The 14,420-nt window shown below is 71.8% G+C and carries 11 protein-coding genes; 7 read left to right on the top strand and 4 right to left on the bottom strand.

Features of this window, described 5'->3' with window-relative positions:
- A complete protein-coding gene (locus ACFVGS_RS16030) occupies positions 1-3,204 on the top strand; it encodes a type I restriction endonuclease subunit R (protein WP_385692756.1) in 3,204 nt (1,067 codons plus the stop codon).
- 240 nt (positions 3,205-3,444) lie between these two features.
- Here ACFVGS_RS16030 and ACFVGS_RS16025 read toward each other — a convergent pair whose 3' ends face one another.
- The 3 genes from ACFVGS_RS16025 to ACFVGS_RS16015 form a co-directional block, all read right to left on the bottom strand.
- Positions 3,445-4,005, bottom strand: a complete 561-nt coding sequence (locus tag ACFVGS_RS16025; RefSeq protein ID WP_384407393.1) for a hypothetical protein — start codon at positions 4,003-4,005, stop codon at positions 3,445-3,447.
- Between the two features lie 286 nt (positions 4,006-4,291).
- Positions 4,292-6,067, bottom strand: coding sequence for a hypothetical protein (locus ACFVGS_RS16020; protein ID WP_385692755.1), 1,776 nt, complete (start codon positions 6,065-6,067; stop codon positions 4,292-4,294).
- Between the two features lie 158 nt (positions 6,068-6,225).
- Positions 6,226-6,543 (bottom strand): hypothetical protein, encoded by a 318-nt coding sequence (locus tag ACFVGS_RS16015; protein WP_384407397.1) that lies wholly within the window; start codon positions 6,541-6,543, stop codon positions 6,226-6,228.
- Between the two features lie 179 nt (positions 6,544-6,722).
- Here ACFVGS_RS16015 and ACFVGS_RS16010 point away from each other — a divergent pair, with 179 nt between their 5' ends.
- Entirely contained in the window at positions 6,723-7,373 is a 651-nt protein-coding gene (locus ACFVGS_RS16010; RefSeq protein WP_385692754.1) for a GNAT family N-acetyltransferase, read from the top strand.
- Here the strand turns inward: ACFVGS_RS16010 and ACFVGS_RS16005 are convergent.
- A complete protein-coding gene (locus ACFVGS_RS16005) occupies positions 7,315-8,958 on the bottom strand; it encodes an MFS transporter (protein WP_385692753.1) in 1,644 nt (547 codons plus the stop codon). The two genes, ACFVGS_RS16010 and ACFVGS_RS16005, sit on opposite strands and share 59 nt — an antisense overlap.
- An 84-nt stretch (positions 8,959-9,042) precedes the next feature.
- Here ACFVGS_RS16005 and ACFVGS_RS16000 point away from each other — a divergent pair, with 84 nt between their 5' ends.
- The 5 genes from ACFVGS_RS16000 (at position 9,043) to ACFVGS_RS15980 (ending at position 14,366) form a co-directional block, all read left to right on the top strand.
- Positions 9,043-10,020: a DUF5937 family protein gene (locus ACFVGS_RS16000; RefSeq protein WP_385692752.1), complete on the top strand. Its 978-nt coding sequence runs from the start codon at positions 9,043-9,045 to the stop codon at positions 10,018-10,020.
- A 5-nt stretch (positions 10,021-10,025) separates the two neighbouring features.
- Positions 10,026-11,084 carry an alpha/beta fold hydrolase gene (locus ACFVGS_RS15995; RefSeq protein ID WP_385692751.1) on the top strand — a complete coding sequence of 353 codons (1,059 nt, stop codon included), beginning with the start codon at positions 10,026-10,028 and terminating at the stop codon, positions 11,082-11,084.
- Between the two features lie 10 nt (positions 11,085-11,094).
- On the top strand, positions 11,095-12,156 hold the full coding sequence (locus ACFVGS_RS15990; RefSeq protein WP_384407409.1) for an aldo/keto reductase: 1,062 nt from the start codon (positions 11,095-11,097) through the stop codon (positions 12,154-12,156).
- 162 nt (positions 12,157-12,318) lie between these two features.
- A complete protein-coding gene (locus tag ACFVGS_RS15985) occupies positions 12,319-13,518 on the top strand; it encodes a winged helix DNA-binding domain-containing protein (RefSeq protein WP_384407411.1) in 1,200 nt (399 codons plus the stop codon).
- Positions 13,515-14,366, top strand: a complete 852-nt coding sequence (locus ACFVGS_RS15980; RefSeq protein WP_384407413.1) for an ATP-grasp domain-containing protein — start codon at positions 13,515-13,517, stop codon at positions 14,364-14,366. Before ACFVGS_RS15985 ends, ACFVGS_RS15980 begins: the two co-directional genes overlap by 4 nt.
- Positions 14,367-14,420 lie beyond the last annotated feature (54 nt).

The following is a 14,420-nucleotide window of genomic DNA, read 5'->3' as shown; positions in this document are numbered from 1 at the left end:
GTGTCGGATCAGACTCGTGAAGAGGCGTTCGAGACCGAGATCGCCGAGTACCTGGCGGCCCACAGCTGGGAGTACAGCTCGTCCGACGACGGCTATGACGCCAAGCGCGCCCTGTGGCCGGAGGACGTGCACTGGTGGTTGCAGACGACGCAGCCCAAGGAGTACGAGAAGGTCGTCAAGGCTGGCACCCCGACCGAGCAGGCCGACAAGGAGGCTCTACTCGACGCGCTCGTGGCACGCCTGGACGTTCCTATGGGCTCGGGCGGCGGCACCCTCAACGTGCTGCGACGGAGGTTCTCTCACACCCGCGGTGCGACAGCGCACTTCCGAATGTGCCAGTTCGCGCCAGCAACGGCCCTGAATCCCACGGTGACGAAGGCGTACCAGTCGGTGCGACTGCGAGTGGCGCGTCAGGTGCACTACTCGTCGGCACGCGGTGACAACCGGTCAATAGACCTGGTGTTCTTCGTGAATGGGCTGCCGGTGGCGACACTGGAGCTCAAGTCGTTCTTCAAGCAGGAGTGGCGCACCGCAGTCAAGCAGTACAAGCAGGACCGGCAGCCGAAGGGCCAGCCGCTCCTCGGCTTCGGCACTCGCGCCCTGGTTCACTTTGCCGTCGACGACGACGAAGTCTGGATGACCACAAAGCTGGCCGGCGACAAGACCCACTTCCTGCCGTTCAACCGGGGCCACGCCAACGGTGCAAAGGGCAACCCATCAAACCCAAACGGCGCGGCCACTTCCTACCTATGGGAGGAGGTCCTCGAACGGCACAACTGGCTCCACATCCTCGGCGCGCTGATGTTCCTGCGCAAGGACGAGGACGAGGACCCGGCCACCGGGAAGATCAAGCGGTCGACGACGCTGTTGTTCCCCCGATACCACCAGTGGCGTGCGGTACAGCGGATCGTTGACGAGGCCCGCTCTGGCGGTCCGGGCCGGCGGTACCTGATCGAGCACTCGGCTGGCTCGGGTAAAACCAACACGATCGCCTGGACCGCGCACAACCTCGCCCAGCTACACGATGGGGTCAATCGGAAGATCTTCGACAAGGTCCTGATCGTCTCCGACCGCAAGGTCCTCGACCGGCAGCTCCAGGATGCCGTCAGCCAGGTCGACGACTCCGGCGACTCGGTGGCCGTCATCGATTCCGCCGCGGTGCGCCGCTCCGGCGGTTCGAAGTCCCGGGCCCTACTCGACGCGCTGACCGGGCCTGCGCTGGTCGTCGTGGTCACGATCCAGACGTTCCCCTACGTTAAGGGCCTGATCGACACGACGCTCAGCGACAAAGCATTCGCCGTCATCGTCGATGAGGCTCACACTTCCCAGTCCGGCAAGACAGCCAACGCCCTGAAGAAGGTCCTCACCGAGGGTGGGCAGGTAGACGAGGACGAGGTGGTGGACGCCCAGGACGTCGTCAACGAGCTCCTCTCCGCCGATGATGAGCGCGCCCAGCGCGAGCAGCAGATCTCTGCGGAGACGGCTGCCCGAGCCGTGTCACCGAACGTGTCGTTCCTTGCGTTCACCGCCACACCGAAGCACAAAACGAAGACCCTGTTCGGGCGCCCCGGCGCCGATGGCACGCCCGAGTCATTTGACGTGTACACGATGCGGCAAGCCATCGAGGAGGGGTTCATCCTCGACGTCCTGCGTGGCTACCAGACGTACAAAACCGCCTTCGAGATCGAAGAACGCAGCGCCGAGGGCATCGTTACCACGATCAGCAGCGACGACGAGGGTCAACTGGTGGACCCGAAGGTCGCGACGAAGCAAATCATGCGGTTCAAGAACCTTCACCCGTCCAACATCGGGCAGAAGGTCGGGATTATCGTCGAGCACTTCCGGGCCAACGTCGCACACCTCCTGGACGGCCAGGCCAAGGCCATGATCGTCACCTCTTCGCGCCACGCAGCCGCCCGCTACAAGATCGAAACCGACAAGTACATCCGCGCTAAGGGTTACAAGCTCAAGACGGTTGTCGCCTTCTCTGGAGACATCACCGACGAGGATTACGGCTTGGAGAACGCTACCGAAGCGTCCCTGAACCCGGGCCTCGGGTCCGATCTCGCCCGCGAGTTCCGTCGCCCCGACCACCGGCTGATGCTGGTAGCGGAGAAGTTCCAGACCGGCTTTGACCAGCCGCTGCTGTGCGCGATGTACGTCGACAAGCCGCTCCCCGACGTCCACGCCGTCCAGACACTCTCCCGCCTCAACCGCACCTACCGTGCCCCGTCTGGCGAGGCGAAGGACCAGACGTTCGTCCTCGACTTCGTCAACAACCCCGTTGACATCCAGAAAGCGTTCCTGCAGTACTACACCGAGGCCCATGTCGAGACTGCCACCGACCCCAACCTCGTCCACCAGCTCGCCATGAAGCTCGCCCAGCCCGGCATCTACACCCGAGCCGACGTAGAACGCTACGCCGAAGCCTGGTGGGGTCAGCAGCGGCACTCGGCGCTGACGGCGGCGATCGCGCCGGCCCGCGACGAGTTCACCAATCGATGGGCCGACGCAACCGAGAGGGACGACAGTGAGGCACTGAACGAACTGCGGACCTTCCGCAAGGACTGCGGCTCCTACGTCCGCCTCTACGACTTCATGTCTCAGGTCGTCGACTACGCGACCACCGACCTGGAGAAGCTCGCCGAGTTCCTGCGCCAGCTGGTGCGCCTCCTCGCGGTCGACGATCCACGCGCCGATGTGGACCTGTCCGGGATAGTCCTCAAGCGGGTGCGGCACATTGACCAGGGGAAGGCGGCCATAGCCCTGTCCGGCGACCAGGAGACGCCGGGACTGCGAGGCGTCACTGGAATCGGTACCGCTGTGGCCCGTGATCCGCAGCAAGTGCTGCTGTCGGAAGTGATCGCCAAGATCAACAGCCTGTTCGGCGGCGAATTCGCGGACCCGCAGATCGGCGGCTTCGTCACGGCCGCGGCCGGGATGGCTGAGGAGGACCCGCGGATCGCCGAGCAGATCGACAACAACGCGCAGGACCAGTTCCTCATCTCCCCCAACCTGCGTGAGGCCCTTACCGATGCAGCCGTGCTCAACGAGGGGGCCTTCGGGAAACTGACTGGCGCGCTGACCGGCGAGAGTGAACGAGCCGAAGAGCTCATTCGGCTGATCGGTGCCTACCTCTACCAGTCCCGGCGCGCACGCACGGAGCCGGAGGCCGGGCCGGAAGATCCGAAACAAGGAGTCTGAGCACTCGGTCGGTTGCAGTTCTGGTTGCATTCACCCCCGTCCGGACCTGTCCGGACGGGGCCACTCCGAACGCTCCGCCGCAGGTCAGGACGGGTACGGCCTGCTCCGAACCCCCATACGAACATTTGGAAAGCGTGTTGGGGGCAACCCCTCACGAGTTCGAATCTCGTATCCTCCGCCAGCCCGAAGGGCCGGACCGTGAAAGCGGTCCGGCCCTTCGGCTTTTCGAGAGTTGCTTTCTCATACGGGGCAGGGGCGGTACTCGAGGCTCAGTTCGCGGTCGACGGCGTAGCTGGTGCGCATCGCGGCCGAGGCGACCTGGTCCCAGGAGCCGTACTTCGCGTACAGCTGGTCGGCCGTCGGGCCGAGGGGGTTGCCGTACTTGGCCTTGTTGCGCTCCTCCAGGACCCGGACCTCCTCCGGCGTCATGCCCGCGCGCGTGATCTCCTTCGCCTGGTTGCGCATGTCGACGAGCTCGCGGGCGATCTCCTCGTCCGTGGCGCCGGCCGCGCGCATGTCGGCCTCCGTGCGGTGCATGGACTCCAGGAGCCCGTGGTAGCGGATCCGGGTCCGCTGGGCCTCCACCTTCTCGTCCATCGGCATCACGCGGATGCGGCACACGACCGGGTCCGTGCTGGGACACGGGTCGTCGGCGGAGACCGGCGGGGCGAGCGGGGCGGTGATGACCGAGCCGCAGGCTTCGGCGGTGTCGGCCGCGGCAGCGGCCGCGGTGGACAGCAGGGCGATGGCCGCGACGAACGGTACGAGGACACGGCGCGGGAGAGACGAGGAGAGGCGCATGGGCGCATCCTCGGCAGCCGCGCCGTGCCCGTTCACGCAGGCGCACCGGCGGTCGCTCCTGATCACACCGGTGATCACTCCGGGGAGGGACGGTCGGGAGGGACAGCCAGGAGAGACCGCTGGGCGGGGCAGCTGGGAGAGAGCCGGGAGGGGCGGCCGGAGGGGGACGGCGGGGAGGGACGGTCCGGGAGGGACGGTCGGGGCGGGATGGTCCGGGAGGGATGGTCCGGGAGGGACGGTCGGGGAGGGCTGGATGAACTCGGCCGGATGGTGTTCACGTGTGGTTTCAGGTCACCGGTGTGCTGATCGTCGCCGTGTTGTTCGTCAGTCTCGGGTCCGGTGTGTCGCTCGTCGCCGAGACGCCGTTGACGAGGGTCGCCCCGGCCGTCGTGCGGACCTTCACCGCGAGCGAGACCGCCGCGGAGCCGCCCCCGCCCAGGCTGCCGAAGTGGCAGGTCACCGTGTCCGTCGTGCCGGGCGGCGGGGTGTCGCAGTGACCGGACGTCGTCGCGGCGCTCACGTAGCGGACCGTCCCGGGCAGACGGTCGGTGAGGACGACGTTCTCCGCCGTGGTCGGGCCGTAGTTGTGCACGCGGATCGTGTACGTGAGGGTTCCGCCGTTCGCCACCGGCTCCGGGCTCGCCGCGATCGACGCCGCGAGGTCGGCCGACCGCACCGACAGCGCCACCGTGTGGACGTCGCCGCCCGCGAGGGACGTGACCCCTTCGAGCAGCCGGGTGCACGGCGCGGTCTGGCCCGAGGCGCACACCCGGACCGGGAGGTTGCTGGTGGTCCGCGTGCCGTCGCCGAGCTGGCCCGACTCGTTGAGGCCCCAGGCCCGTACCGTGCCGTCGTCCCGCAGCGCGAGGCTGTGCGCGCCGGCGACGCCCGCGGCGACCTGGGTGACGCCGGTCAGCTTCGTGGCGCAGCCGCCGGGCGCGCACACCTGCGCCGGGACCTTCCGGTCGAGGCCGGTCCCGTCGCCGATCGCGCCCCAGTTGTTGTCGCCCCAGGCGACGGCGGTGCCGTCGGTCCTGGCGGCGAGGCTGTGGTACGCCCCGGCGGCCACGCCCTTCACTCCCGTCAGGAACGACGTGCACGGCACGGTCTGGCCGACCGCGCACACCTGCACCGGCACGGTGGACCGCGCGCCCACGCCGTCGCCCAGGGCGTCGCCCGCACCCCACGCGCGCACGGTGCCGTCCGCGCGTACCGCGACGCTGTGATACACGCCGCCCGCCACGGACACCACCTCGGTCAGCCCGGACACCGGCACGGGGACCGTGCGGTCCTGCGTACTGGCGTCACCGAGCTGGCCGTCGGTGTTGAGGCCCCAGGCGGCGGCCGTGCCGTCGGCCAGGACCGCCAGCGAGTGCTGGTAGCCCGCGGCCAGGGCGGTGACCCCGCTCAGGTGCGTCGTGCACGGCGCGGTCGCGTTGACGGCGCACACCCGGACAGGGCTCGTCCGGTGGTTCACGGCGGTGCCGTCGCCGAGCTGGCCGTACGCGTTGTTGCCCCAGGAGACGACGGTTCCGTCGGTCAGCAGCGCCATGCTGTGGACCACGCCCGCGGCGACCGCCACGACCCCCTTCAGATGCCTCGCGCACGGCGCGGGCTCCCCGATCGCGCAGACCCGGACCGGCGTGGTGCGGTCGGTGTCGGTGCCGTCCCCCAGCTGGCCGGACGCGTTGTGGCCCCAGGCCACGACGCTGCCGTCCTCGAGGACACCGAGGCTGTGCCATCCGGCGGCCGCGACCTGCACGATCCTGCCGAGCGCGGTGGTGCACGTGGCGTTCCCGCAGACCCTGCCGGGGACGGCACCCGAACCGGAGGTGTTGCCGTCGCCGAGCTGACCCCTGCTGTTGCTGCCCCAGGTGACGGGAGTGCCGGGCGGCCCCGTACGGATGTCCCGCGCGTCGTCGCCCCACGCGCCGTCGCCCCGGGCCCCCGCGCCGTCGGCGTGCGCGGCGGAGGGGACGGGCAGGGACAGGGCGGATGCGGCGAGGGCCGCCGCGGCGACGAGCAGGGTGAGGGCCCTGGCGACGGACCCGGTTCTTCGCACGATGCGCGCTCCTCTCACGGGGCGCGACCGGACCGGCGGCACGGGCGCCGACGGCTCCGGTCGACGCGCTCACCATGCGGGCGCGCCCGGCCGCGTCCGTGCGACGACACCTCGCCTTCACCCGATCAGTGCGGGCGACGCCGGTGCGGTACCTCCGGTCAGCCGAAGTTGTCGCTGGCCAGGCGGAGGGCGAGCTCCTGGAGGATCGGCTCGGTCGCCGGCTCGGCACCCGAGGCGTCATGGGCGTCGGCCACGGCCTCGAAGGCCAGGATGAAGCCGTTGACGAGGGCGCTCAGGGGCTCGGAGAGCTGGGCGAGGACCGCGAGGCCGGCCTCCTCGGCGGTCGCCCCGGCCGGTACCGCGAACTGCCCCGGGATCACCTCGCCCAGGAGGTCCGAGACGAGGCTCTCGTCGACTCCGCCGCGCAGCGCCGTCAGTGCGGCGATGGCCTTGAGTTTGATCTCGTTCTCGGTCACGGAAGGAGCGTAGGAGCATCGCACGGGCACGGCGGCGGAATTCGCGCGACACGCGGCGGACCGCTCTGCCACCCTGCGCTCGACACTCAGATCGAAAGATCAAAGGCTCGATGGATCGACGGATCAAAGGGATCGGATGGCCGGCGGGTCGCCCGGTCCGCGAGACGGGGGACACAGCGATGGCGTTCGTGCTCACAGGGCCGGTCCTGGAAGGCGACCTGGTGCGCCTCGAACCGCTGGGCGGCCATCACGCCGCGGACCTCGCGGCCGCCGTGGCTGAGGACCGCGACACGTACGCCTACACGTGGGTCCCCGAGCCCGCCGAGATCGGCGCGTACATCGACACCCAGCTGGGACGTGCCGCCGCCGGCACCCTCGCGCCGTACGCCCAGATCCACCGGCCCACCGGCCGCGCGGTCGGCGTCACCTCCTACTGGGACCCGCGCCTGACGCCCTCCGGCGACGGCCTCCAGGCGATCGAGGTCGGCTTCACCTGGCTGGCGGCGTCGGCGCAGGGCACCGGCCTGAACACCGAGGCGAAGTACCTCCTGTTCGCGTACGCCTTCGAGCACTGGCGCGTCGCCCGCCTCGACCTCAAGACCGATGCCCGCAACGGCCGTTCCCGCGCGGCCATCGCCAAGACCGGCGCCCATTTCGAGGGCGTCCTGCGCAACTGGTCCCCCTCCTCCGCCCCCGGCGAGGAAGGCCGCCTCCGCGACTCGGCCGTCTTCTCGGTGACGGACGAGGAATGGCCGACCTGCCGCGAGCACCTCAGACAGCGGCTGAACGCGCTGCGGACGAAGGGGCCGCAGGCGAAGTGGCCTCGCTGACGCGGTCGTTGACAGGTGAGGCCTCGCTGTCGCGGTCGTTGACGGGTGAGGCCTCGCTGACGCGGTCGTTGACGGGTGAGGCCTCGCTGACGCGGTCGCCACCCGCTCGGTCACCGGACGCCGTCGTCGCCGTCGCGGCGGCGGCCGCTGACTCCGTCGCCACCGCCACCGCCGTCGCCGTCGCCGATCGCTCGGTCACGCGGGCGCTCAGGGCCAGCAGCGCCGCCGACGCGGCGAGGCCTGCCGCGAGGGCGGACCACCAGAGGGCGGCGGCGCCGAGGCCGGTGTAGACCGTGACGCCCAGGGTCAGGGAGGCGAAACGGGCGACGCCCCAGGTCCAGCTGAAGGCGCCCTGGTAGCGGCCGCGGGCGTGGGACGGGGCCAGGTTCGCGACGAGCGCGGCGCCGATGCCGGCGACCACCACCTCCCCCAGCGACCAGACGACGACCGAGAACGCGAAGCCGACGATCCCGTCCGCCAGTCCCGTCAGGGCCACCCCGAGGGCGATCAGCACACTGCCCACGACCTGCACCGTGAGCTGCGGCAGGCGGGCGAGCCGCGCCGTGGTGAAGGGCTGGAGGGCGACGACCAGGATCGCGTTGAGGGCCGCCATCGTGCCGTACACCGCGGGCGAGAGGCCGCTGTCGCGGATCGCCAGCGGCAGCGCGACCTCGGTGAGGGAGTACACGAAGAGCTGCACGCCGAGGACCGGCAGGAGCAGGACGGCGAGGCGGTCGCGCAGGACCACGCCGTAGCCGATGCCGTCGTCCGCGGGCCGCGGCGCGCGCGGCGGTTCCTGCAGGCGCGTGGCGACGACCACCGCGTACAGCAGCATCGAACCGGCGTCGACCGCGAACAGCAGCCAGTAGCCGTGTGCGGCCAGGAAGCCGCCGAGGACGCCCGCGACCGCCGTGCCGATGTTCACTCCCCAGCCGAACAGGGCGTACGCGCGCTGCCGGCGCTCCGCGTCGACGGCGTCCGCCATCAGCGCGTACGCGGCCGGGGACACCGTCATGCCGGTGGCGCTGATCAGCAGCGCGGCGGCTGCCATCGTCCACACGCCGGGAGCCAGGAACAGCGCGCCCTGCGCCGCCGCCGAGCCGGTCAGGCCGACGAGCATCGTGGGGCGGCGGCCGATGCGGTCGGCGAGGACGCCGCCCACGGCCGGACCGAGGAGGTTGCCGGCGCCGAGCGCGCCCAGGACGTAGGTGGTGTCGGTGCCGGTCACACCGCGCGAGGCGAGGAAGAAGACGAGGAACGGGGTGACCAGGAAGCCGAGACGGTTGATCACCGCGCCCGCGAAGATCGTCCAGACGACGGACGGGAGGTTTCTGAAGGAGGACGGGAGGAGGGAGGAAAGGCGGGCGGAGGGGCGGGACTTGGCGGACTCGGGCGAGCTCGTTGGCGCGGTGGGCTTCGTGGGCTCGGTCGACTTGGCCGACCCGGCCGGCTTCCCGGGCTCGGTCGACTTGGCCGACCCGGCCGGCTTCGTGGGCTCGGTCGGCTTGGCCGACCCGGCGGACTTCGTCGGCGCGGCGGGCTTCGTGGGATCGGCGGCGGGGCCGCCCGTGGGCTTCGAGGGCATGCGGTGAGCTTGCTGCCGCGCCCTTCCCACCCTCCAATGATTAAGCTCCAGCCGAATCCGTTCGCCGAACACAGGGGGTACGCGATGGACTCAGGGCTCAGTTTCTCCGCCGCCGACCTCGCCCAGACCCGCTTCGCCGTCTCCCCCATGTGGGAGGTCGTCACCAGCTTCCGGCTGCTCCGCGCCGGCGACGACCGCTCTCCGGCCATCCACCGCGGCTGGGTCGCGCAGGTGCGGCCCCGTTTCCTGCGCGCCGGGCTCGACCGGGGGCGGCTCGCCGCGCTCATCCCCGCCCACGGCTACCTCGCCGACTGCCTCAACCCCACGCCCCAAGGTCCCTTCCCCACCCTGGAAAGCGAGCTCGAGGCCATCCGCCGCACCCCGCGCGAGAACCTCCTCCACGACCTGGCGACGCTCGGAACCACCACCCGCCTCGGCGGCGACGACATCGACCTCGACCGGCTCTGCGACGAGATCCTCACCTACTGGGAACTCGCCCTCGCCCCCTACTGGGCCCGCATCCGCAGTCTCCTGGAAGCCGACGTCTTCCACCGGGCCCGCCAGGTCGCCGAGCACGGCTCCGCGCGCGTGCTCAGCGAACTCCACGAGACCGTACGGTGGGACGACGGCACCCTGCGGCTGGTACGGCGGGCCTGCGCGCTCACACGCGACGAGGCGGGTTCCGGGCTGCTGCTCGTCCCGTCGGCGTTCGCGTGGCCGAAGGTCCTGACCCGCTCGGTCGCGCCCGATCCGCCCCAGCTCGCCTATCCGGCACGGGGCATCGGCAACCTGTGGCAGCCACGCACCACGAGCACGGCCACCGACGCCGTCGCCGGCGTCCTCGGGCGTTCCCGCGCGCTGCTCCTCGCCGAGCTGGACACTCCGGCCTCGACCACCCGGCTCGCCGCCGCCTTCGGTCTGTCGGCGGCCGCCGTGTCCCAGCACCTCACCGCCCTCAGGAACGCCGGCCTGGTGACCGCCCACCGCAGCGGCCGGTCCGTCCTCTACGCCCGCACCGCCGTCGCCGACGCGCTGCTCTGCCCCGAGCTGGAGGCACTGTGACCCGCATGACCGAGACGACTGAAGACCTGCCCGAACGGGATGCGGATGAGGCCCCGGCCTGGATCGAGCGCACCCTCGTACGCGAGGACGGCGTACGGCTCTCTCTGCGCGACTGGGGCGGCGGGAACGGCGGGAGCGGCGGAAACGTCGGAAACGGCGGGAGCGCCGGTCACCCCGAGGGCGGCGCGGCCGGCGAGGGCGGCTGCGCCGGCGGACAGCGGTCCCTCCTGCTGCTGCACGGGCTCGCCGGACACGCCGGAGAATGGGACGGCATCGCCCGGCGTCTGCGCGCCGACGGGCACCGGGTCGTCGCCCTCGACCAGCGCGGGCACGGCGCGAGCGAGCGGCACCCGCAGAACGTCTCGCGCGCCGCGTACGTCGCCGACGTCCTCGCCGTCATCGCCGAACTCGGCCTGTCGGACGTCGTGTTGGTCGGCCAGTCGTACGGCGGGCACGCCGCCCTGCTCACCGCCGCCTCCCAGGCCGCCGGGCCGATCGCCGCGTCCCACGCCGCCGGGCCGGTCGCCGCCTCCCACGCCGCCCAAGCGGAGCGTCCCCGGGTCCCGCTCGCCGGAGCCGTGCTCGTCGAGGCCGGGCCCGGCGGGGCCGAGCCGGGTGTCCTGGAGCAGATCGGCGGATGGCTCAGGGCATGGCCGGTGCCGTTCCCGTCGCGGGAGGCGGCCGTCGCGTACCTCGGTGGCGGTCCCGTAGGGGAAGGCTGGGCGGACGGACTGGAGGAGCGGGACGGCGGCCTGTGGCCCCGGTTCGACCCCGAGGTGATGGTCGCCTCGCTCGCCGAGAACGCCGGCCGCGCCTGGTGGGAGGAGTGGGACGCGATCAGCGACGCACGGCCGCCCGTCCCCGTACTCGCCGTCCTCGGGCAGCGAGGCATCATCCCCGACGAGGAGTACGACGAGATGGCCCGCCGGCTCCCGGAACTCCGCGGGGTCTGCGTACCCGGCACCGGCCACGACCTGCACCTGGAGCAGCCCGAGGTCCTCCACCTCCTGATCTCCGGATTCCTCGCCGAACTCCCTTGCGCTGGAGTGGACTCCAACCCCTAAGGTGCGGCGCATGCGCTATCGGGTACTCGGCGGGACCGGGATCGAAGTCAGTACGTACTGCCTGGGCACGATGATGTTCGGAGCGGTCGGCAACCCCGACCACCAGGACTCCGTACGGATCATCCACGCCGCCCTCGACCAGGGGATCAACTTCGTCGACACCGCCGACATGTACTCGGCGGGCGAGTCGGAGGAGATCGTGGGAAAGGCGCTGCGCGACCCGCGCCGCCGGGACGAGACCGTGCTCGCCACCAAGGTGTACTTCCCGGTCGGCGGTGAAGGCCCCAACAGGGGCGGCACCTCGCGCCGTTGGATCACCCGGGCCGTCGAGAACAGCCTCAAGCGGCTCGGCACCGAATGGATCGACCTCTACCAGGTCCACCGGCCCGACCACCGCACCGACATCGAGGAGACCCTCGACGTCCTCGGCGACCTGGTCTCCCAGGGCAAGATCCGGGCCTTCGGCTGCTCGACCTTCCCCGCCGAGGAGATCGTCGAGGCGCACGCCGTCGCCGAGCGGCGCGGCCTGCGCCGCTTCCGCAGCGAGCAGCCGCCGTACTCGCTGCTCGCGCGCGGCGTCGAGACCTCCGTGCTGCCGGTCGCGCAGCGGTACGGGATGGGCGTGCTGACCTGGTCGCCGCTGGCGTCCGGCTTCCTCACCGGCAGGTACCGCAAGGGCCGGGACATCGACATGACCAGCGGCCGGGCCGCGCTCCACCCGCACCGCTTCGACCCGTCGCTGCCCGTGAACCAGGCCAAGCTGGACGCCGTCGAGGAGCTCGTCGCGCTCGCCGAGGAGATCGGCTGCACGCTGCCCGAGCTGGCGATCGCGTTCGTCACCGCCCACCCGGCGGTCACGTCGGTGATCCTCGGGCCGCGCACGATGGAGCAGCTGGAGGGCCTGCTGAAGGGTGCCTCGCTGACCCTGACGGATCAGGTCCTCGACCGGATCGACGAGATCGTGCCGCCGGGCACGAACGTCTACCCGCCGGACGGCGTCTGGCGGCCCGCCGCCCTCACCGACCCGACCCTGCGCCGCCGGCCGACGGGGGAGCGCGCGGCGGCGGACTGACGGCAGGGTGCCGGACTTCCCGGACGCGTGAGGTCATGCCTGACCGCAGGGGAGGACGCGTGCGCGAGACGCGTGCGCGAGACGCATGGATGAGACCCGTGAACGAGGCGCATGAGCGAGACGCACGGGCGGGAGCATCGACAGGGCGCAACACTGGGGCGCATGGCTGACACGCGGACGCACACGAGAACCATCGGCCCCGAGGAGCGCAGGGCACGACTCGCGCTGCGGCACCGGCTCGGCGCGGGCGTGCGGGCGGCCACGGCGGAACAGGTGGCCGGTGCGCTGGTGGCGCTGCACGCCACGGACGCGGCGACGGTGTTCCTGGCGGCGGGCGCGCGGCTCACCGCGGACCGGGACCCCGTCGCCGAGGTCGAGCGGGCGCTGTACGAGGAGCGGACGCTGACCCGGATGCACGGCATGCGGCACACCCTGTTCGTGGTGCCCTCCGCGCTCGCCGCCGTCGTCCACTCCTCCACCACGGACGCCGCCTCCGCCCGCGAACGCACCCTCCTGATCAAACACTTGGCGGCGGGCAGCGACCACGACGAGGCCTGGCTCGCGGAGACCGAGCGCCGGGTGCTCGCCGAGCTGGCGGCGCGCGGCGAGGCGACGGGCGCCGAACTCGGCACCGCCGTACCGAGGCTGCGGGAGAAGTACGTGTACGGGGTGGGCACCAACCAGGAAGGTCCGCAGCCGGTCGGCAGCCGGGTGCTGCGCGTCCTCGGCATGGAGGGCCGGATCGCCCGGGGCCGGCCGCAGGGCGGCTGGACGTCGAGCCGGTTCCGCTGGGCGGCGGTCCCGCCGCACGCGGAGGTCGCGCGGGACGGCGCGCAGGCGGAGCTCGTACGGCACTGGCTGGCCGCGTACGGTCCGGCGACCGAGGCCGACCTGAAGTGGTGGACCGGCTGGAAGGTGTCGGACGTGCGGCGCGCCCTGGCGGCGGTGGGCGCGGTGCCGGTGGGGCTCGCGGAGGGCGTGGGCCACGTGCTGCCGGACGACCTCGACCCCGTACGGCCGGAGGAGGCGGGCGAGCCGTGGGCGGCGCTCCTCCCGGCCCTGGACCCGACGGCGATGGGCTGGCAGTCCCGCGACTGGTACCTGGAGCCGGACCTCCGCCCCGCCCTCTTCGACCGCAGCGGCAACATCGGCCCGACGGTGTGGTGGAACGGCCGGATCGTCGGCGGCTGGGCGCAGCGGCCGAACGGTGAGATCGTGTGGCGGCGCCTCACGGACGGCGACGGGGACGTGGACGACTTCCGGATCGCGGAGGAGGCCGGGCGCCTGGCCGACTGGGTCGGCGACACGCGGATCACGCCCCGCTTCCGCACCCCGCTGGAGAAGGAGCTCTCGGCTTCATGACCCGCGCAACCGGTACGAACCGTGAAACCGGCATACGGGCGAGCGAGGCCCGGGACGGAGACGTGTTGCTGCTGTCCGCGGCGCACACCTCCACCGCAGTTCTCCTCGCCGGGGTCGCCAGCCGCCGCGGCATGACGTCCCGGGTGTTGAACGGCCCGCCGGAGAGCGTCGTACGCCCGGGCGAGGCCGTCCACTGGCACGGCGGGCCGCGGCTCGCCGACCGGGTCGCGGAGCCGCTGGGGCTCGGGCTCCTGGAGCCTTCGGACGGCTGGCCGGCGGCGCTGCCGCCGGAGTTCACCCGGCGGCGGATCACGCTGGAGACCTTCTCCTCGGTGTACCGGGAGGTGTTCCGGCCGGTGTTCCTGAAGCCGCCGTCGGACAAGTCCTTCCCGGCGGCGGTGTACGCGGACGGCGCGGCCGGCTTCGAGGCCGTCCGGGGCAGTGTGTCGCCGCACACCCCGGTGCTGGTCTCGGACCCGGTGACGTTCTCGGCCGAGTACCGGCTCTTCGTGCTCGACGGGCAGGTGGTCACGGGCAGCCGGTACGCCGTGTACGGCCGCCTCGAACCGGGCCCGCTCGCGCCGGACGCCCGGCGCTTCGGCGAGGAACTGCTCGCGGCGGTGGGCGACACGCTGCCGAGCGGGGTGGTGGTGGACGTGGGCCTCCTCGAAGGCAGCCCGACGCATGCGGACGGCTGGGCGGTGGTGGAGGCGAACATGGCGTGGTTCGCCCACTGCTACGCCGCGGATCCGGGTGCCGTCCTCGATGTCGTCCTGCGGGCGGCGGGCCCGCGCGGGCGGGTCGCCGAGCGGGACCGTTCGTACCTTCGGGCGCGTCCGAACCGGTGACCTCCGGCGAGGTGTCGAGAAACGCGGCCCTGCTCCGACGTCCCCTGTAGAAGG

The organism is Streptomyces sp. NPDC127114 (assembly GCF_042677525.1).
Taxonomy (GTDB): domain Bacteria; phylum Actinomycetota; class Actinomycetes; order Streptomycetales; family Streptomycetaceae; genus Streptomyces.
This window is presented reverse-complemented; position numbering and strand designations above follow the sequence as displayed.